This is a genomic window from Streptomyces scopuliridis (assembly GCF_042790125.1).
Classification (GTDB): Bacteria; Actinomycetota; Actinomycetes; order Streptomycetales; family Streptomycetaceae; genus Streptomyces; species Streptomyces scopuliridis_A.
Genome location: NZ_JBHTZS010000002.1, coordinates 426,280 through 445,668 on the forward strand (window position 1 = coordinate 426,280; position 19,389 = coordinate 445,668).

Genomic DNA, 19,389 nt, shown 5'->3' on the forward strand with positions numbered 1-19,389 from the left:
GGGTGCTGCTGGGGGGGGTTGGGTGGGCCGCGCCCCGGGGGGGTCTTTGCCTACCCGCTCGTCCCCGCCCGGCGGGGGCGGGGGCCCCGCCCCCCCCCCCCCCCCGCGCCCCCCCCCCCGCTCCGCGTGGTGGCGAACCCTCACTGAGGCTGGTGATTTTTCCGTTCTCCTTCGCCCATATGGGTGGGCCGGGTGTGCGGACCGTCCCGTGATGGTCCGATCTTGGTCTGAGCAATGCCACAGACCCCGAGGAGGCGCGTCCATGCGAGGAGCGGCACACGCGGGACGGGCCGCCTGCGCGGCGGCTGTCGTCCTCGCCGCGTCGGGCTGTGGCGGGGCGTCAGATGTCATCGGCGGGCCCAACGGCGTGGTGCGTTCCTCCTGGGGTGATCCGCAGAATCCGCTGGAGCCCGCGAACACCAATGAGGTCCAGGGCGGCAAGGTCCTCGACATGATCTTCCGGGGGCTCAAGCGGTACAACCCGAAGACCGGCAAGGCCGAGAACGCGCTCGCCGAGAAGATCGACACGTCGGACTCGACCCGCTTCACCGTCACCGTCAAGGACGGCTGGACCTTCAGCGACGGCGAGCAGGTGACCGCGAAGTCCTTCGTGGACGCCTGGAACTACGGGGCGTACCTCGACAACAACCAGAAGAACGCCTACTTCTTCCAGTACATCGACGGATACGACAAGGTCCACCCGGAGTCGGGACACCCCACCGCGCGGACGCTGTCGGGGCTGAAGGTCACCGGGCCCCGGACGTTCACCGTCACGCTCTCGCAGCGCTTCTCCACCTGGCCGGACACCCTCGGGTACGCGGCGTTCGCCCCGCTGCCCAGGGCGTTCTACGACCAGCACGCCGCCTGGCTCGCCAAGCCGGTCGGCAACGGCCCGTACACGGTGGAGAACTACACCAAGGGCTCCCAGATGTCCCTGCGTACGTGGAAGGGGTACCCGGGCGCCGACCGGCCGCGCAACGGCGGTGTGGATCTCGTGGTCTACACCGACAACAACACCGCCTATACCGATCTGGTCGCGGGAAACCTCGATCTGGTCGACGACGTGCCCGCCTCACAGCTCAAGAACGTGCGCTCCGATCTCAGCGGCCGGTACATCAACAGCCCGGCCGGCATCATCCAGACCCTCGCCTTCCCGTACTACGACAAGGAATGGAACACCCCGGGGGCCGCCAAGGTACGCACCGGGCTCTCCATGGCGATCAACCGCAAGCAGATCACCGACACCATCTTCCGCAACACCCGCACCCCGGCGACCGACTGGACCTCCCCGGTCCTCGGCGCGGACGGCGGCTATCGGGCGGGGCTCTGCGGCAGGGCCTGCGACTACGACGCCGCCGCGGCGAAACAGCTGATCCGGCGGGGCGGAGGCATCCCGCACGGCCGGCTGACGATCACGTACAACGCGGACACCGGCTCCCACAAGGAGTGGGTCGACGCGGTCTGCAACAGCATCAACAACGCGCTGGGCAACGACAAGGCGTGCGTCGGCAGTCCGGTCGGGACCTTCGCGGACTTCCGCAACCGGCTCGGCCAGCGCAAGCTGCGGGGGCCGTTCCGGGCGGGCTGGCAGATGGACTACCCGCTGATCCAGAACTTCCTCCAGCCGCTCTACTACACCAACGCCTCGTCCAACGACGGCAAATGGAGCGACCCCCGGTTCGACCGGCTCATCAACGAGGCCAACGCCGACCCCGACACGAAGTCGGCGATCCGTACGTTCCAGCGGGCGGAGGGCGTCGTACGGGACCGGATGGCGGCCATCCCGCTCTGGTACCAGAACGGCAGCGCCGGCTACTCGGACCGGGTCTCCCATGTCGCCCTGAACCCCTTCAGCGTCCCGGTCTACAACGAGATCAGGGTCAGCTGACGCCCGGGGCCGCCCCACGCCCCTCCCACGAACCCGGAGCCCTCCATGGGACGTTATGTGATCCGGCGTCTGCTGCAGATGATCCCCGTCTTCATCGGCGCCACCCTGCTGATCTTCCTGATGGTCAATGTGATGGGCGACCCCATCGCGGGCCTCTGCGGGGAGCGGCAGTGCGATCCGGCCACCGAGGCCCGGCTGCGCCAGGAGTTCGGCCTCGATCAGCCGGTGTGGCAGCAGTACCTCACCTATATGGGACATGTCTTCTCCGGCGACTTCGGCACCGCCTTCAACGGCCAGAAGGTCATCGACCTGATGGCCTCGGCGTTCCCGGTCACCATCCGGCTGACGATCGTGGCCATCGTCTTCGAGATCATCATCGGGATCATCTTCGGTGTGGTCACCGGGCTGCGCCGGGGCCGCCCGGTCGACACCTCCGTACTGCTGCTGACGCTGGTGGTCATCGCCGTACCGACCTTCGTCACCGGGCTGCTGGCGCAGCTGGTGTTCGGCGTGAACTGGCAGCTCATCAGGCCGTCGGTGTCGCCCGCGGCCCCGTTCGACGAGCTGATCCTGCCGGGGCTGGTGCTCGCGTCCGTCTCCCTGGCGTACGTCACCCGGCTGACCCGGACCTCGATCGCCGAGAACGCCCGCTCCGACTATGTCCGTACCGCCGTCGCCAAGGGCCTGCCCCGACACCGGGTGATCACCCGGCATCTGCTGCGCAACTCACTGATCCCGGTGGTCACGTTCATCGGTACGGACATCGGCGCGCTGATGGGCGGCGCGATCGTCACCGAGCGGATCTTCAATATCCATGGCGTCGGATTCCAGCTCTACCAGGGCATCCTGCGCCAGAACACCCAGACCGTCGTCGGCTTCGTGACCGTGCTGGTCATCGTCTTCCTGGTGGCGAATCTGCTGGTCGACCTTCTGTACGCCGTTCTCGACCCGAGGATCCGCTATGCCTGAGCCGCAGTCCCGACGCCCCGACGACAACGGCGGAGCCATCGCGGCGACCGGGGCCGGTGCCGGGATGGACCTCGCCACCAGCGAGGGAGGCACCCTGGAGCAGCGCCCGGGAGAACCCGGCGGACCCGGCGGCGGACTCGACGGCGGATCAGGCGGATCCGGCGGCACCGGCGGCGAGGCCAGGGGCCGGCCGCGCAGCCTCTGGTCGGACGCGTGGCGCGATCTGCGCCGTAACCCCGTCTTCGTCCTCTCGGGGCTCGTCATCGTCTTTCTGGTGATCATCTCGATCTGGCCGTCGCTGATCACCAGCGGCAACCCGCTCTCCTGCGATCTGGCCAGGGCCCAGGACGGCTCCCGGCCCGGCCACCCCTTCGGCTTCAACGGGCAGGGCTGCGACGTCTACACCCGTACCGTCTACGGCGCCAGGACCTCGGTGGTCGTCGGCGTCCTCGCCAGCCTCGGGGTCGCGGTCGTCGGCTCGGTCCTCGGCGGACTGGCCGGCTTCTTCGGCGGATCCTGGGACGCGATCCTCTCCCGGATCACCGATATCTTCTTCGGTATCCCGGTGGTCCTCGGCGGTCTGGTGCTGCTGTCCGTGGTGACCAGCTCCACCGTCTGGCCGGTGATCGGCTTCATGGTGCTGCTCGGCTGGCCGCAGATCTCCCGGATCGCGCGCGGCTCCGTCATCACCGTCAAACAGAACGACTTCGTGCAGGCGGCGCGGGCGCTCGGCGCCTCCAGCTCCCGGATGATGCTGCGGCACATCCTGCCCAACGCCGTCGCGCCGGTGATCGTCGTGGCGACCATCGCGCTCGGTACGTTCATCGCGCTGGAGGCGACCCTCTCGTATCTCGGCGTGGGCCTCAAACCGCCGACCGTCTCGTGGGGCATCGACATCTCCGACGCCTCGCCGTACATCCGCAACTCCCCGCACATGCTGCTCTGGCCGGCCGGCGCGCTGGCGATCACCGTGCTCGCGTTCATCATGCTCGGCGACGCGGTACGCGACGCCCTCGACCCCAAGCTGCGCTGAGGAGCCCGCCCCATGTTGCTCGAAGTGCGCGATCTGCGCGTGGAGTTCCACACCCGGGACGGGGTCGCCAGGGCCGTCAACGGCGTCAGCTACGCGGTCGACGCCGGCGAGACCCTGGCCGTACTGGGCGAGTCGGGCTCCGGGAAGTCCGTCACCGCGCAGGCGGTCATGGGAATCCTCGACATGCCGCCCGGCCGGATCACCGGCGGTCAGGTGCTCTTCCGGGGGCGGGATCTGCTACGGCTCAAGGAGGAGCAGCGGCGCAGGATCCGGGGCGCCGAGATGGCGATGATCTTCCAGGACGCGCTCTCCTCGCTCAACCCCGTGCTCACCGTCGGCGCCCAGCTCGGCGAGATGTTCGTCGTGCACCGGGGGATGTCCCGCACACAGGCACGGGCGAAGGCCGTCGAGCTGATGGACCGGGTCAGGATCCCGGCGGCGAGGGAACGCGTCGACGACTATCCGCACCAGTTCTCCGGCGGGATGCGCCAGCGCATCATGATCGCGATGGCGCTCGCGCTGGAGCCCTCGCTGATCATCGCGGACGAGCCGACCACCGCGCTGGATGTGACCGTCCAGGCCCAGGTCATGGACCTGCTGGCGGAGTTGCAGCGCGAGTACAACATGGGGCTGATCCTGATCACCCACGACCTCGGGGTCGTCGCCGATGTCGCCGACCGGATCGCGGTGATGTACGCGGGCCGGATCGTGGAGACCGCCCCGGTGCACGAGATCTACCGGGCGCCCGCCCACCCGTACACCCATGGTCTGCTCCGGTCGATCCCGCGGCTGGACCGGAAGGGCCGGGAGCTGTACGCGATCAGGGGCCTGCCGCCGAATCTGCTGCGTATCCCGCCGGGCTGCGCCTTCAACCCCCGCTGTCCGATGGCCCAGGACGTGTGCCGTACGGAGGTGCCGCCGCTCTTCGAGGTCGCGGCGGCCGACGGACCGGGCGAGGGGCGCCGCAGCGCCTGCTACTTCTGGGAGGAGACGCTCCATGGCTGAACCCGTCCTGGACGTACGTGATCTGGTCAAGCACTATCCGCTGACCCGCGGCATCCTGTTCAAGAAGCAGATCGGGGCGGTACGGGCGGTCGACGGGGTCTCCTTCGCGCTGGCCCGCGGCGAGACCCTCGGCATCGTCGGGGAATCGGGCTGCGGCAAGTCGACCGTCGCGAAGCTGGTGGTGAACCTGGAGCGGCCGACATCCGGCGCGATCCGGTACAAGGGCGAGGACATCACCCGGCTGTCGGGCCGCGCGCTGAAGGCGGTGCGCCGCAACATCCAGATGGTGTTCCAGGACCCGTACACCTCGCTCAACCCCCGGATGACCGTGGGCGACATCATCGGGGAGCCGTACGAGATCCACCCCGAGGTGGCGCCGAAGGGCGACCGGCGGCGCAGGGTCCGGGAGCTGCTGGACGTGGTCGGCCTCAATCCGGAGTACATCAACCGCTATCCGCACCAGTTCTCGGGCGGCCAGCGCCAGCGCATCGGCATCGCCCGGGGGCTGGCGCTCCGGCCCGAGATCATCGTCGCCGACGAGCCGGTCTCGGCCCTCGACGTCTCGGTCCAGGCGCAGGTCATCAATCTGATGGAACGGCTCCAGGACGAGTTCGGCCTCTCGTACATCTTCATCGCGCACGATCTGTCGATCGTCCGGCACATCTCCGACCGGGTCGGCGTGATGTACCTGGGGCGGCTGGCCGAGATCGGCTCGGACGAGGAGATCTACGAGCACCCCACGCATCCGTACACCCAGGCGCTGCTCTCGGCCGTGCCGCTGCCCGACCCCACGGCGCGCGAGCACCGCGACCGGATCATCCTGACCGGTGAGGTGCCGTCCCCGGCGAATCCCCCGTCCGGCTGCCGATTCCGTACGCGCTGCTGGAAGGCGCGGGAGCGGTGCGAGGTGGAAGTACCCGAACTGGCGGTCCCGGAGGTCTTCCGGGGGCGGCAGGGGCCCGCCGCGCACCCTTCCGCCTGCCACTTCGCGGAGGAGCGGCGGATCGTGCCCGTCGGAGGCGGGCGCGTGGAGGACGGAACGTAATAAAGCACATCAATTTCGTTAACACGCAGGCAACTTGGCGGACCCGTCACCGATATACGAACGCGTCACGCTGGACAGCGTACGGCCGTGCGGGTGCCGTAGACCGGCCGGGACTCCCAGGGTCCCGGCCGGTCGCCCGTGCTCGGGGCGTGCCCGGCTCAGGGCGTGCCCGGCTCGGGACGTGCGCGCGTCAGCTCATGCCCAGGGACCTCTTGAGGAAGTCGACCTGGAGCAGCAGCAGATTCTCGGCCACTTCTTCCTGCGGTGTCATATGGGTCACGCCAGTGAGCGGCAGCACTTCATGGGGCCGTCCCGCCGCGAGCAGGGCCGCGGAGAGCCTGAGGGTGTGTGCCACGACCACATTGTCGTCCGCGAGCCCATGGATGATCATCAGAGGCCGCGCCGGACTCTCCGGCGCCGAGAGCCCGTCGTCCGTGACCAGTGAGTGCCTGGCGTAGACCTCGGGCACCTCCTGCGGGCCGCCGCCGAAGTACCGCTCCTGGTAGTGGGTGTCGTAGAGCCGCAGATCGGTGACCGGAGCGCCGGAGACCGCCGCGTGGAAGACATCCGGGCGGCGCAGGACCGCGAGCCCGGCGAGATAGCCGCCGAAGGACCAGCCGCGCATCGCCACCCGCCCCAGATCGAGCGGGAACCGCTCGGCGAGGGCGTGCAGCGCCTCGATCTGGTCGTCCAGGCTGAGCAGCAGATTCTGCTTGACCGCCTTCTCCCAGGCCGGCGAACGGCCCGGAGTGCCACGGCCGTCGGCGACGATCACGGCGAACCCCTGGTCGGCGAACCACTGCGAGGTGAGATACGCGTTCTGCGCGGCCACCACGCGCTGCCCGTGCGGGCCCCCGTAGGGGTCCAGCAGGACCGGGAGCGGGCCGTCGGACTCCTGGTAGCCGGCCGGGAGCAGCACGGCGCACGGAATCCGGTGCGCGCCCGCCTCGGTCAGCACCGGCCGCGCGGTGAGCACCGGCCGCTCGGCGTACGAGGCGACCGCGGCGACGCGCTTGCCGTCCCTGAGCACCTGCGCGGACGCTCCTGAGGTGTCGGGCCCGGCCGAGACCAGTACGGTCACCTCGCCGGTGCGGACGGCGGAGTGCACCCCGGCGCCCTCCGAGAGCCGCTCGACGCCCAGCTCGCTGACCCGGTACACATGGATCTCGCCGGTCTCGGGACCGGCCGCCGCCTCGCCGGCCGACGCCGAGACGAGGACATCGTGCTCGCCGATGTCCAGCACGGCCCGGACGTGCAACTGCGGCCCGGTCAGCGGCCGGTCGCCGACCATCAGGACCCGCGCGCCGCCCTCGTCGGCGATCCGTACCAGCCGTCCGTCCGGCGCCCAGGCGGGCAGCTCGGCGAAGAGCTCCAGCCAGGCGGGATCCTCGTCCCGGTGCACGGTCCTGGTCGCGCCGGTCGCCGTGTCCACCGCCAGATACAGCTGGCCGCGCTGGTCACGGCTCTGGACGAGCAGCAGGGGCGCGCCCGCGGCCGACCAGTGCACCCGCGCCAGATACGGGTAGCGGGCGCGGTCCCAGACGACCTCCGTACGCGCCCCGGCGGGCCTCTCCGCCGCGTCCGCGCCCTCGGTACCGCCCGGCCCCTCCAGGCCGACGAGGAACAGCCGTACGTCCGCGTTGGGCGTGCCGGCCGCCGGATAGGCGACCTTCACGGGCTCCCGCTCCGGGTGCGCGGGATCCGAGATCCACCAGCGCCGCACCTGGGCCGTATCGACGCGCGCGACCAGCAGCCGGTCGGACTCGGGGGACCACCAGTAACCGCGGGTGCGGCTCATCTCCTCGGCGGCGATGAACTCCGCCAGTCCGTAGCCGATGTCCTCGCCCTCGGCCGCCGAGCGCCCCGCCAGCTCGCGGTCGCGCTCCCCGTCCGCGCCGATCACGCGGAGGGCGCCGTCGGCCACGTACGCGACATGGCGTCCGTCCGGCGAGGGCCGCGGGTCGATCACCGGTCCCTGTACGGGCAGTTCGCGGGTCGTCCCGGCGAGCAGCTCGGCCGCGAACAGCCGCCCGGAGAGCGCGAACGCGGCCAACTGCCCCGCGCCGTCGAGCGCGTAGCCGACGATGCCGCCCGAGCCCTCACGGCTCCGCTCGCGCCGGGCCCGCTCCTCGGGGGAGAGCCGCTCGGCGGCGCCGCCGAGGAGTACGGCCGGATCCGCGGCGATGCGCTCGCGCGCCTCACCGGAACCGGCGGCGGAACCGGCGGCGGGCCCGGTGGCGGGCCCGGTGGCGGAGTCCTCAAGATCCAGTACCCAGAGGCTGTTCACCCGGTCCGTGCCCGAGGCGGACCGCAGGAAGGCCACCCGCGTGCCGTCGGGAGACACCGTGAACGCGCGTGGGGCGCCGAGGGTGAAGCGCTGAGTCCTGGCGTGCTGGCGCGGGAACGAGAGCTGCTGCCTCAAGGTCATGGAACGAACCTACTGGGCGAGGGGCGTGCGCCCCCAGTGTGCTGCCGTGCACCGATCAATGCGTCCGCACGGATAGTTATGATCCGTAGCGTTTGGTGGGTATGAATCTGCCGGGCACATGCATGCTGCGATTTTCCGACTGAATATTTATGGAGGTGAACCGCCGTGGCACTCTCGATTTCGGCGGTGGTGCTGCTGGCGATCGTCGTCTTCCTGCTGGTCCGGAAATCCGGACTGAAGGCCGGACACGCGGTGGTCTGCATGTTGCTCGGCTTCTACATCGCCAGTTCATCCATCGCTCCCACCATCAGCGAACTGACCACGAATGTGGCAGGGATGATCGGCGGGATCAAATTCTAGCCATCTTCCGCTCCCTTTCGGTCAACCTCACCAAGCCCTGAAGTCCGGGCATATCCGGCACCGCCCCCTTCCCGTCGCCCCTCGGCCGCCGTCTTCGCCCACTGGCCGAGGGGTTCCGGGGGCCTGCTCGTAGGCTGTCCCCATGACCGATCTACCCGCCCGCCGTCTGCTGCTGGTGCACGCGCACCCGGACGACGAGTCGATCAACAACGGCGCCACCATGGCCAAGTACGCGGCCGAGGGCGCCCTGGTCACGCTGGTGACCTGCACCCTCGGTGAGGAGGGAGAGGTCATCCCGCCCGAGCTCGCCCATCTCGCGGCCGACCGCGAGGACCGCCTCGGGGCTCATCGCATCGGTGAACTCGCCGCGGCGATGAGGGAACTGGACGTCACCGACCACCGCTTCCTCGGCGGCCCCGGCAGGTTCCGGGACTCCGGGATGATGGGCCTGGCGCAGAACGACCGCGAGGGCGCCTTCTGGCGCACCCCCGTCGACGGCGCCGCCGCGTACCTCGTCGAGGTGATCCGGGAGGTGCGTCCGCAGGTGCTCGTCACCTACGACCCGTACGGCGGTTACGGCCACCCCGACCACATCAAGGCCCATCGCGTCGCGATGCGCGGCGCCGCCCTGGCCGCCGAGCCCGGTTTCCGGCCCGGCCTCGGTGCCCCGCACGCCATCGACAAGATCTACTGGAACCGCGTACCGCGCTCGGTCGCCGAAGAGGGTTTCGCCCGGCTGCGGGCGGCCGGGGCCGACTTCCCCGGTGTCGCCGCGATCGACGACATTCCGGGCGTGGTCGACGACGCGGAGATCACCGCCGCGATCGACGGCGCCCCGTACAGGGAGCGCAAGGCGGCGGCGATGCGCGCCCATGTCACCCAAATCGCCGTGGACGGGCCCTTCTTCGCGCTCTCCAACGATCTGGGGCAGCCGATCTTCGCCGCCGAGTACTACCAGTTGGTGCACGGCGCGTCCGGGGCGCCCGCCGGTGAACGTGAGAACGATCTCTTCGCGGGAGTCGCGGGGGTTGTCCAGGTTGACGGCGCGAACGGTGTGAACGGCGCGAACGGTGTGAACGGGGCGAACGGATGAGCGGGCAAGGGCAGTTCGGCGGAATGTTCGCGAGTCGCCCCAGACCCGGGCGTATCGCCACATATCTCTCGCTGTTCGTTCTCGGTGTGCTCGTCGGTACGGCGGGCTCGCTCGTCCAGGGCGGCTGGCCTCCCGGCGGACTGCTGCTCGCCCTGCTCGCCACGGCCGGGCTCTTCTTCGGCGGGCTGTATCTCACCCGCACCCAACTCGGCGTGGGGGCGCCCGCGGCAGGCTGGCTGCTCGCGGCCATCTTCCTCAGCCTGGGCCGCCCCGAGGGTGACGCGATCTTCGCCGCGGGCATCGGACCGCTGGTCTATCTGCTGGGCGGCATGTTGGTGGCTGTGATGTGTGCCACGATGTCGCGGTTGCCGCAACCGGGCCCGAAGTCCGCCCGACTTGAGAAGTGACGCGCCCGGCTGCTGCTGAATTGACCGTGTCCGTACGGTCGGCGGAGCATCGCTTCGTACGGCCGTCGGGTGTCTGTCTGCCGAGGCCAGTATGGTGGTGCGCGCTCCGGGCCTTCCCCCCGCCTCCGGCATGGGGAACCTGAACAGTTTCGTACCAGTAAGAACGGGCGGCGGAGCCAACCGGGAGAACCTGCTTTGAGTCGTGAAACTGACAGTTCGTCCTCCGGGCCCCAGGGGCGCGGCGGAGCCGCGTACCCCTCGGGGACACCGCCGTACGGATCCCGCCAGTATCCGTCGCTGCACCCCCAGCAGAACGCTCCGGAGGAGACGGAAACCGCGCCCGCTCCGCAGCCGGACGAGCCCAGAACCGAGACCACGCTGACCACGCGTATCCGGATCAACATCCCCGGCTCGCGACCGATCCCGCCCGTCGTGATGCGTACCCCCATGGGTGACGCCGACAGCACCGACGGCCGGGGTGTCCCCGTCGCCGAACGTACGGGCGGCATCCCCAGGCCCGACGCGTCCCAGGACCCCGCCGACGCCGGAGAGGCCGAGGCGGCGGAGGAGCCGCAGGCCGAGGACAGATCCACGAGCGACTGGTTCGCGCCACGCAAGTCGGCGACATCGGGCACCGGCACGGCCGCGGGGATGACCGCGGGTCTCGGCGCCGGCGCCGCCGCCGGCTCGGGCACCACCGTTCCGCGGCCGTCCGAGAGCGGCTCCTCGGAGTCGCCGTACTACCCGGGCGGCGGGCAGTCGCAGAACGGCGGCGCTCCGCGCAGCGCGCTCAGCGATCTCGCGTCCGGCGCCGGTTCCCAGAGCTCCGGGTCCCAGGCTTCCGGTCCGCAGGGTTCCGGTCTTCCGGGCATCGGTCCGCAGAGTTCCGGCCCGCAAGGGCCGGGCTCTCACGGTCCGGGGTCCAACGGCTTCGCGCCCGGCGGTTCCGGTACGGACTTCACGTCGGGCGGCCCCACCACTCCGGCGCTCGGTATCCGGCCGCCCGGAGGCGGGCCCAGCGGCCCGACCAGCGGTCCGGCCACCGGCGGCGCGTCGCTCGGCACCCCGCCGTCGTCCCTGAGCACCCCGCCGGGCGGGGGCCAGGCCGGTCCGCCGCGGATGTCCGACGACACCGCCGAACTGACACCGCAGCAGCCGGCACCCGGGCCCGGACCCGCCGGTCATGTCTCGGGGGACACGCTGACCAGCGGAATCCCCGTGGTGCCGGCGGAGCACCGCTCGCCGTTCCCCGGCCCGGGCCCGCAGGGCGGTCCGCACTCCGGCCTCGGCCCCAGGCCCGACGGCCCCGGCGCACACGCCCCTGGTGCGCACGGCCCCGGCGCGCTCGGCCAGGACGACTTCTCGGCCCCGGACTTCCCCGGCCCGGTCGGCTCCTCTCAGGGCGGCCCGCCCTCGGGCACGGCCCCGGCTCCCGCGCGTACCGCCACGCCGTCGGCCCCGCCCGCCAAGAAGGGCCGCTCCAAGCTCACGCTCCTCGGCGTCCTGGTCGTCGTGGCCGCGGGCGGCCTCTACGGCGCCGGCCTGCTGATGAACCGCTCCGATGTGCCCAAGGGCACCACGGTCCTCGGCGTCGACATCGGCGGCACCCGTGACGAAGCGGTCAACAAGCTCGACGCCACCCTCGGCGAGCGGGCCTCGGCGCCACTGCGGCTCAGCATCGGCGGCAAGACGGAGGAGCTCACCCCGGACAAGGCGGGACTCAGCTTCGACAGCCAGGCCACCGTCCGCAACGCGGCCGGCAGCGACTACAACCCGGTGTCGGTGATCGGCTCGCTCTTCGGCCGGGCCCGGGTCGCCCAGCCGGTGATCCCCGTCGACGACGAGAAGCTGACCGCCGCGCTCACCGATCTGGCGGGCACCGCGGGTTCGGCGAGCGAGGGCACGATCACGTTCGAGCCGGGCAAGGCCGTCGCCGTACCCGGCAAGGCCGGCGAGGCGCTGGACGTCAACCACTCGATCATCTCGACCCGGGACGCCTACCGCGCCCAGGTCCAGACGGGCAAGACCAACAACGTGGAGCTGCCTGTCGTCACCCGTGAGCCGACCGTCGGTCAGGCCGAGCTGGACCGGGCGATGAACGAGTTCGCCAAGCCCGCGATGTCCGACCTCGTCACCATCAAGGCGGGCGGCAAGCAGATCCAGTTCGGTCCCGCGAAGTCGCTGCCCAAGATCCTCTCCATGAAGGCCGTCGACGGAAAGCTCGTCGAGGTCTACGACAGGAACGCCATCGACCAGCTGCTGGAAGGCGTCTTCGACGGCATCACGATCACGAAGGGCGACGGCAAGCAGTACCCCGTCTCCTCCGCCGATGTGGCGCAGGCCATGCAGACGGCGCTGCGCGGCAAGACCGTCGAGGAGCGCACCCAGACGATCAATCTGAACCCGAGCTAGGGCGTGTTGCGAAAGTAGCGCCGTCCGCCCGCAGGCCAGGCGGGACTTTCGCAACACGCCCTAGGCCGCTCAGCCGGCCTCTCTCGGGTCCCGGGGATGAGGGATGTCATCCCCGGGACGGCCGTCAGTTCAGCATCGCCCGCGCCGCCCGAGCCTTGCGCCGGATCGCCTCCGCCGTCGACGGCTCCACCGCGTCCACCACCCGCGCGTACTCGTCCATCTCCGCCGCTCCCCGGCTGAACTCCCCGCGCTGTACGAGCAGTTGAGCGCGGTCGTAGCGGAGCCTGGCCGGATGCGAGGGCAGCAGCAGGGACAGCTCGACCGCCCACAGCGACACATCGGTGCGCTCCGGGCGGGGCGCGGCCCAGGCGCGGATGTTGTTCAGGACGCGCAGGACGATGTCGAGCGGGTCGGCGGGCGCGAGCATGGCCGGTACGAGCGCCTCGCCCGTCGTGCCGGTCACCAGCAGCTCCGCGTCCGCGCCCGTCAGCAGCCGGCCACCGCCGAAGGGATCGGCGAGGACGCGCTCCCCGGGATCGCCGAAGCCGACCACGAAATGGCCGGGCAGGGCCACGCCGTACACCGGCGCGCCCGCCCGGCGCGCGACCTCGATCCACACCACGGAGAGCAGGATGGGCAGCCCGCGCCTGCGCCGCAGCACCACGGGCAGCAGCGAGGAGTCCAGCCGGTGGTACTCCGCCGGGGAGCCCTCGAAACCGCACCGCTCGCCCAGCAGCTCCGCCAGCGCGACCGCCCAGGCGCGGGCGCCGAGAACCCCGAAGGGCAGCAGCCCGGCCAGCCGGTCCAGCTCGGCCTGGGCCGCGTCGACACCGGCCTCGCCCAGGGCGGGATCGGCTTCCGCCCCCACCAGCAGACAGAGCGTGGCCAGGTCGGGACGGTCCGCGCGGGCTTCCTCGGCGAACCGCTTGCGCACGTCCTCGGATTCCGGTCCCATATCGGCCTCGTACCCGCTCAGGGCGATCGGAAGTGGTGGTAGCGGTGGTGAATGGCGAAGCCCATCGCGTCGTACAGCGCCCGCGCGCCCTCGTTGTCCGACTCGACCTGGAGCCAGCCGGCGGACGCGCCCTCCTCCAGGGCGCGCCGGGCGAGCGCGGTCATCACGGCGGTGGCCAGCCCCTGGCGGCGGCGGGCGGGGTCGACCTCCACCGCCATGAACCCCGCCCAGCGTCCGTCCACCACACACCGGCCGATCGCCGCCGGTACGCCCGGCTGCCCGTTCTCGCCGGGTTCCCCGGGCACGGTGGCGAACCACACGGAAGGCCCGCTGTTCAGTACGTGGAGCACATGGGGCCCCGGCACACCGGACCGCTGGTAACGCCGTAGCCAGGTCTCGTCGACGCCCCGGCCGAGCACCACCCCGGAGACATCGGCGTCACGGTCCCCGAGCGGCGCGAGCGCGGCGATCCGTACCTCCGCCGTCACCTCCGGCCGCCAGCCGCGCCGCTCCAGCTCCGCGCACAGCCGCTCCTGGGTGCCCTCCGCGCCGGTCGCGGCCTGTACGTACGGGGGCAGCCCCCGCTCCTCGTACCACCGGCGTACGCGTGTCAGCGCCTCGTCCAGCTCCATCCCGGGATCGCCCAGCGGCAGCACGGAATTGGCCCGCCGGGTGAAGCCCGAGGCCGCTCTGAGCCGCCACTCGCCCAGCGGCTCGCTCTCCACCGGCTGCCAGGACCGGGCGCAGACCCCGGCCAGCTCCTCGAAGGAGGCCGCGGGCCCCCGTCGTCTGGCCGGGGCCGCCGGTACGACCTTGCCCGCGACCAGCGCCGCTTCGGGGACGCGGACGCTCTCGCCCGTGCGCCGTGTGATCAGCAGCACACCCGCGTCCCAGGATGTGAGAACGCCCACCGTGTCGGTGAACTTCTCACCGCCGGTCCCGCTGCCGGTCAACTGTCTGACTGATACACGTTTGCCCACGTCAGCCCGTGTCAGACGGACCTCGAACCGTCCGCCCGCAGTGAATTCCACAGCTCTCTACGCCCCTCCTGTTCGGATCGCGCTCAAGAACGGAGATACTAGATGCGGGCATCGACGACGCCGCGCTCCCGCGCGCCCGTGGACGGAGCCGCAGATCGGCCCGCCGCGCCCTATCGAGGAGGAACGACAGCGTGACCTACGTCATCGCGCAGCCTTGTGTCGACGTCAAGGACAAGGCGTGCATCGAGGAGTGCCCGGTCGACTGCATCTACGAGGGCTCCAGGTCCTTGTACATCCACCCGGACGAATGCGTCGACTGTGGAGCCTGTGAGCCGGTCTGCCCGGTCGAGGCCATCTTCTACGAGGACGACACCCCGGAGGAGTGGAAGGACTACTACAAGGCGAACGTCGAGTTCTTCGACGAGCTCGGTTCGCCCGGTGGCGCTTCCAAGCTCGGTCTGATCGAGCGGGACCATCCCTTCATCGCCGCGCTGCCGCCCCAGAACGGCTGACAGCGCGCCCCCGGTCCCGTACGGCATCCCGCCGTACGGGACCGCGGCGTTTGGCACACGAGAAAGAGTGAGCACGTGTCCGCAGTCTCATCGCGTCTTCCCGTCTTTCCCTGGGACCGGCTGGAGCCCTACAAGGCCACGGCGGCGGCCCATCCGGACGGCATCGTGGACCTGTCCGTCGGTACCCCCGTCGATCCCGTCCCGGCACTGATCCAGCGGGCCCTGGTCGAGGCCGCCGACTCACCCGGGTATCCGACGGTGTGGGGGACGCCCGCGCTGCGGGACGCGCTGACCGGATGGGTGGAGCGGCGGCTCGGCGCGCGCGGCGTGACGCACGCGAACGTCCTGCCGGTGGTCGGCTCCAAGGAACTGGTCGCCTGGCTGCCGACGCAGCTCGGCCTCGGCGCGGGTGATCGCGTCGCCTTCCCGCGGCTCGCGTACCCGACGTACGAGGTGGGCGCGCGGCTCTGCGGCGCCGAGCCCGTCCCGTACGACGACCCGACGGATCTCGACCCCGCCGGGCTGAGGCTCCTCTGGCTCAACTCGCCGTCGAACCCGACCGGAGCCGTCCTGGCCCCGGACGAGCTGACCAGGATCGTCGCCTGGGCGCGCGAGCACGGCGTGCCGCTGTTCAGCGACGAGTGCTACCTGGAGCTGGGCTGGGAGGCCGAGCCCGTGTCGGTGCTGCACCCGGACGTCTGCGGCGGTTCGTACGAGGGGATCGTCGCCGTCCACTCGCTCTCCAAGCGCTCCAACCTCGCCGGCTACCGCGCGGCCTTCCTGGCGGGTGACCAGGCCGTGCTGGGCGAGCTGCTGAAGATCCGTAAGCACGGCGGGATGATGACCCCCGCGCCGGTGCAGGCGGCCACGGTCGCGGCGCTCGGCGACGACACGCACGTACGGGAACAGCGGGAGCGGTACGCGGCCCGCCGTACCGCGCTGCGTGCCGCGCTGGAGGCGCACGGCTTCCGTATCGACCACAGCGAGGCGAGCCTCTACCTGTGGTCGACGCGCGACGAGCCGTGCTGGGACACCGTGGCGCACCTCGCGGAGCTGGGCATCCTGGTCGCGCCCGGCGACTTCTACGGGCCCGCGGGGGAGCGGCATGTACGGGTGGCGCTGACGGCGACCGACGAGCGCGTCGAGGCGGCGGTCAAGCGGCTGGGCTGAGCCGCCCGTACCGCACATGGCAGGCGAGGGGGCCCGGGAAGCGACTGCTTCCCGGGCCCCCTCGTTCTTGTCGCGACGCGCGTGCGCGCGTGCGCGTGGGTCAGCCGAGCGGCAGCGACACCGGCAGCTTGCCGGTGGGCAGCCCGCCACCGAGCCCGCCGGCCGGCGCGGCGCCCTCCGCGGCGGAGCCGGCGGAGGCGGCGGTGTCGCCCAGAAGCCGGCCGGCGCTGCCCGCGGTGTCACCGGCCGCCTTCTGCACGGCGGGCGTCGCCGTCTTGCCGACCTTGCCGACGGTCTTGCCCGCGGCCGGGACGCCCTTCTGGACGGCCTTGCTGCCGGCGTCGCCCACCACACCGGTCGCCTTCTGGGCGCCGCCGTCGACGGTGTCGCCCACGGCGGCGCCGTCCAGCGCGCTCACCGCACCCAGGTCGGTGGCCTGCGGGACCGCGGCCGCGTTCGCCGCGCCGGCCGCACCGATCACCGGGGCGGCGCCCGCGGCGACGAGGAGGGCGGCACGGGCGATCCGACGGGTCAGGGGGAGGGACATGATGCTCCTTTGAGGGGAGAGAAACAGTGCTTGTCCGTCGATCGGACGTAGTGACAACCCCTCAAAGGGCGGCGGAGGATGCGGCGGGCAAGGGTAAAGAGTTAGTAATGCGTCGCATTATCGGCTACGGATAAAAACGGGCAAACGATCCCGTGACGGCGGCCCTGCTGAACCGTTACTCCCCTTTGTTCCCAAGGGAAACGTTGGATCATGGGCGCGCGGCACAATCATCGGAAGAAATGCCGTGCGGAGCGGTGCGGACTCGCCCGTTCGGGTGACGCCGCCGTACTACTGCGCAGTGCGAATTCGAACTTCCACCAGGCCGGAATCCGCGCCTGATCCCGCACCCGATGCGGCGCCCGATGCCGCGTCCGATCGCGCGCTCTGTTCCGAGACGCGGGTCCGCTGCCAGCCCTTGTTCGCCGAGCGCGTGTTCTTCGCGCTCCACACCCGGCCCGCGTACCTGACCTCGTCGATACGCAGGGCGGTGGACTGCGCCACGGCCCAGTGCGCCAGCTCCCAGCCGCGCAGCGACGAGGAGCCGCCGTTCTCCGAACCCCCGGTCGTGGCCGGTACGGGCACGGTCACCACGGCGGCCGTGCCCGAGGCACCCGCCCGGCCCGCCGCGTCGGTGCCGGGCAGCACCTCGGGCCCGAAGTCCCGTACCAGCGCGGCCCGTACCTTCGCCGGGTCCCCGGGCTCGGCGCCTGTCGGCGCCGTACAGGTCAGCGTGGCGGCGGACCGGCCGGTGAGGGCAGCGGCCAGCAGCGTGGCGTCCGGCTCGTGCTTCGCGTACGCCTGCGGGAAGCCGCTGCGCTGGACGCGCTGGGCCGCCACCGTCAGCGGCAGCCGCGAGTAGCCGGGGACCTTGACGAGATGGTCGTAGAACTCGCCCGCCGAGTAGACCGGGTCCTGGATCTGCGCCTCGGTGCCCCATCCCGTCGAGGGGCGCTGCTGGAACAGGCCGAGCGAGTCGCGGTCGCCATGGTCCAGATTGCGCAGCGCGGACTCCTGGAGGGCGGTGGCCAGCGCGATGGTGACCGCGCGCTCGGGCAGCCCCCGGGTGGTGCCCACCGCCGAGATCGTCGCGGCGTTCGCGGCCTGCTCCGGGGTCATCTCGTACGTGGGACTGTCGCCGTCCGCCGCGTCCGCGGCGCGCACGAGGCAGCGCGGGGGGCCGCCGCCACCGCTCACGTACTGCACCACCACATACGCGGCCAGGGCCAGCAGTACGAGGAGGGCGGCCGCGATACGCAGGAGGCGGCCGCGACGGAAGGGGGAGGCGGTCTCGGACACGAGGCCACCGTACTGGAGGCGGTGACGGCGGACGCCGCCGACGCCCGTCTCCTCGCCGGGCGGACGACGCTGCTTCGGACTTACTCGTCTAGGGTCGGAACCATGTCTGAGAACGTGCTCGACCTCACTCTTGACGCCCCGGCGCTCACTGCCCGCCTGGTCGACTTCCCGTCGGTCAGCGGCGAGGAGAAGCCCCTCGCCGACGCGATCGAGGAGGCCCTGCGGGCGCTTCCGCATCTCACCGTCGACCGCTACGGCAACAACGTGGTGGCCAGGACCCGGCTGGGGCGCGGCGAGCGGGTCATCCTCGCCGGACATGTCGACACCGTTCCGATCGCCGGCAACGTGCCCTCCCGGCTGGACGACGACGGGGTGCTGTGGGGATGCGGTACGAGCGACATGAAGTCGGGCGTCGCCGTACAGCTGCGGATCGCGGCGACCGTCCCCGAGCCCAACCGCGACCTCACCTTCGTCTTCTACGACAACGAAGAGGTCGCCGCGCATCTCAACGGTCTGGGACATCTGGCCGAGGCCCATCCGGACTGGCTGGAGGGCGACTTCGCGATCCTGCTGGAGCCCTCCGACGGCGAGGTCGAGGGCGGCTGTCAGGGCACGCTCCGGGTCTTCCTCCACACGACGGGCGAGCGGGCGCACTCCGCGCGCGGCTGGATGGGGTCCAACGCCATTCACGCCGCCGCGCCCATCCTGGCCCGGCTCGCCGCGTACGAGCCGCGCCGGCCGGTGATCGACGGCCTGGAGTACCGCGAGGGCCTGAACGCCGTACGGATCGAGGGGGGCGTCGCCAACAACGTCATCCCGGACGCGTGCACGGTCGTCGTGAACTACCGCTACGCACCCGACCGCGGCGAGGAGGAGGCCCTCGCGTATGTTCACGAGGTCTTCGCGGACTGCGGCGTGACGGAGTTCACAGTGGACGACCACTCCGGCGCGGCCCTGCCGGGTCTCTCGCACCCCGCCGCGGCGGCCTTCATGGCCGCCGTCGGCGGCACGGCCCGGCCCAAGTTCGGCTGGACGGATGTGTCGCGCTTCGGAGCGCTCGGGGTGCCCGCGGTCAATTACGGCCCCGGGAACCCGCTGCTCGCCCACAAGCGCGACGAGCGTGTGGCGGTCGAGCGGATCACCCACTGCGAGAACCGTCTCCGCGACTGGCTCACCGGCTGACGGGCACCCGGGCAGGGCGTGGCGCTCACTGAGCGAGGGCCTGATCGACCGCCGGAATTTCGTCGTTTGTCACGTGCGTGGACCTACCCTTGCCCAGAGCAAACGCA

At 71.2% G+C, this 19,389-nt stretch carries 17 protein-coding genes; 12 read left to right on the top strand and 5 right to left on the bottom strand.

Features of this window, described 5'->3' with window-relative positions; all coding sequences use genetic code 11:
- Positions 1–262: 262 nt before the first annotated feature.
- Genes ACFRKB_RS04150 through ACFRKB_RS04170 form a run of 5 tightly spaced genes read left to right on the top strand, consistent with a single transcriptional unit; the run spans position 263 to position 5,940 of the window.
- Positions 263–1,888: a peptide ABC transporter substrate-binding protein gene (locus tag ACFRKB_RS04150; protein ID WP_383103109.1), complete on the top strand. Its 1,626-nt coding sequence runs from the start codon at positions 263–265 to the stop codon at positions 1,886–1,888.
- Positions 1,889–1,933: 45 nt separating this feature from the next.
- Positions 1,934–2,857, top strand: a complete 924-nt coding sequence (locus ACFRKB_RS04155) for an ABC transporter permease (protein ID WP_383103110.1) — start codon at positions 1,934–1,936, stop codon at positions 2,855–2,857.
- Entirely contained in the window at positions 2,850–3,890 is a 1,041-nt protein-coding gene (locus tag ACFRKB_RS04160; protein WP_383103112.1) for an ABC transporter permease, read from the top strand. Before ACFRKB_RS04155 ends, ACFRKB_RS04160 begins: the two co-directional genes overlap by 8 nt.
- A gap of 12 nt (positions 3,891–3,902) precedes the next feature.
- Positions 3,903–4,895: an ABC transporter ATP-binding protein gene (locus ACFRKB_RS04165; RefSeq protein WP_383103114.1), complete on the top strand. Its 993-nt coding sequence runs from the start codon at positions 3,903–3,905 to the stop codon at positions 4,893–4,895.
- Entirely contained in the window at positions 4,888–5,940 is a 1,053-nt protein-coding gene (locus ACFRKB_RS04170; RefSeq protein WP_383103116.1) for an ABC transporter ATP-binding protein, read from the top strand. Before ACFRKB_RS04165 ends, ACFRKB_RS04170 begins: the two co-directional genes overlap by 8 nt.
- A gap of 190 nt (positions 5,941–6,130) precedes the next feature.
- On the opposite strand, the gene ACFRKB_RS04175 is transcribed toward ACFRKB_RS04170, so the two are convergent.
- The gene (locus ACFRKB_RS04175) at positions 6,131–8,368 is read right to left on the bottom strand and encodes a prolyl oligopeptidase family serine peptidase (protein WP_383103117.1); all 2,238 of its coding nucleotides are present in this window, start codon (positions 8,366–8,368) and stop codon (positions 6,131–6,133) included.
- A gap of 165 nt (positions 8,369–8,533) precedes the next feature.
- Between ACFRKB_RS04175 and ACFRKB_RS04180 the strand changes: the two genes are divergently transcribed.
- The 4 genes from ACFRKB_RS04180 to ACFRKB_RS04195 all read left to right on the top strand — a co-directional run bounded on the left by ACFRKB_RS04180 (position 8,534) and on the right by ACFRKB_RS04195 (position 12,640).
- Entirely contained in the window at positions 8,534–8,728 is a 195-nt protein-coding gene (locus ACFRKB_RS04180; protein ID WP_030352924.1) for a hypothetical protein, read from the top strand.
- A gap of 142 nt (positions 8,729–8,870) precedes the next feature.
- Positions 8,871–9,821: an N-acetyl-1-D-myo-inositol-2-amino-2-deoxy-alpha-D-glucopyranoside deacetylase gene (gene mshB, locus ACFRKB_RS04185; RefSeq protein WP_383103119.1), complete on the top strand. Its 951-nt coding sequence runs from the start codon at positions 8,871–8,873 to the stop codon at positions 9,819–9,821.
- Positions 9,818–10,228 (top strand): DUF6113 family protein, encoded by a 411-nt coding sequence (locus ACFRKB_RS04190; RefSeq protein WP_383103121.1) that lies wholly within the window; start codon positions 9,818–9,820, stop codon positions 10,226–10,228. The genes mshB and ACFRKB_RS04190 overlap by 4 nt, the downstream gene beginning before the upstream one ends.
- A gap of 195 nt (positions 10,229–10,423) precedes the next feature.
- The gene (locus ACFRKB_RS04195; RefSeq protein ID WP_383103123.1) at positions 10,424–12,640 is read left to right on the top strand and encodes a hypothetical protein; all 2,217 of its coding nucleotides are present in this window, start codon (positions 10,424–10,426) and stop codon (positions 12,638–12,640) included.
- A gap of 124 nt (positions 12,641–12,764) precedes the next feature.
- On the opposite strand, the gene ACFRKB_RS04200 is transcribed toward ACFRKB_RS04195, so the two are convergent.
- Positions 12,765–13,595, bottom strand: a complete 831-nt coding sequence (locus ACFRKB_RS04200; RefSeq protein ID WP_383103125.1) for a transglutaminase family protein — start codon at positions 13,593–13,595, stop codon at positions 12,765–12,767.
- 17 nt (positions 13,596–13,612) lie between these two features.
- On the bottom strand, positions 13,613–14,626 hold the full coding sequence (locus ACFRKB_RS04205) for a GNAT family N-acetyltransferase (protein WP_383103127.1): 1,014 nt from the start codon (positions 14,624–14,626) through the stop codon (positions 13,613–13,615).
- A 140-nt stretch (positions 14,627–14,766) separates the two neighbouring features.
- Between ACFRKB_RS04205 and fdxA the strand changes: the two genes are divergently transcribed.
- Together fdxA and ACFRKB_RS04215 are read left to right on the top strand one after the other, a co-directional pair.
- On the top strand, positions 14,767–15,087 hold the full coding sequence (gene fdxA, locus ACFRKB_RS04210) for a ferredoxin (protein WP_003985062.1): 321 nt from the start codon (positions 14,767–14,769) through the stop codon (positions 15,085–15,087).
- Between the two features lie 75 nt (positions 15,088–15,162).
- The gene (locus ACFRKB_RS04215; RefSeq protein WP_383103128.1) at positions 15,163–16,257 is read left to right on the top strand and encodes a bifunctional succinyldiaminopimelate transaminase/glutamate-prephenate aminotransferase; all 1,095 of its coding nucleotides are present in this window, start codon (positions 15,163–15,165) and stop codon (positions 16,255–16,257) included.
- A 100-nt stretch (positions 16,258–16,357) separates the two neighbouring features.
- Here the strand turns inward: ACFRKB_RS04215 and ACFRKB_RS04220 are convergent, their stop codons facing one another.
- The gene (locus ACFRKB_RS04220; RefSeq protein ID WP_383103130.1) at positions 16,358–16,804 is read right to left on the bottom strand and encodes an ATP-binding protein; all 447 of its coding nucleotides are present in this window, start codon (positions 16,802–16,804) and stop codon (positions 16,358–16,360) included.
- A gap of 288 nt (positions 16,805–17,092) precedes the next feature.
- Positions 17,093–18,100: a hypothetical protein gene (locus tag ACFRKB_RS04225; RefSeq protein WP_383103131.1), complete on the bottom strand. Its 1,008-nt coding sequence runs from the start codon at positions 18,098–18,100 to the stop codon at positions 17,093–17,095.
- Between the two features lie 102 nt (positions 18,101–18,202).
- Here ACFRKB_RS04225 and dapE point away from each other — a divergent pair, with 102 nt between their 5' ends.
- Positions 18,203–19,282: a succinyl-diaminopimelate desuccinylase gene (gene dapE, locus ACFRKB_RS04230; protein ID WP_383103132.1), complete on the top strand. Its 1,080-nt coding sequence runs from the start codon at positions 18,203–18,205 to the stop codon at positions 19,280–19,282.
- Positions 19,283–19,389 lie beyond the last annotated feature (107 nt).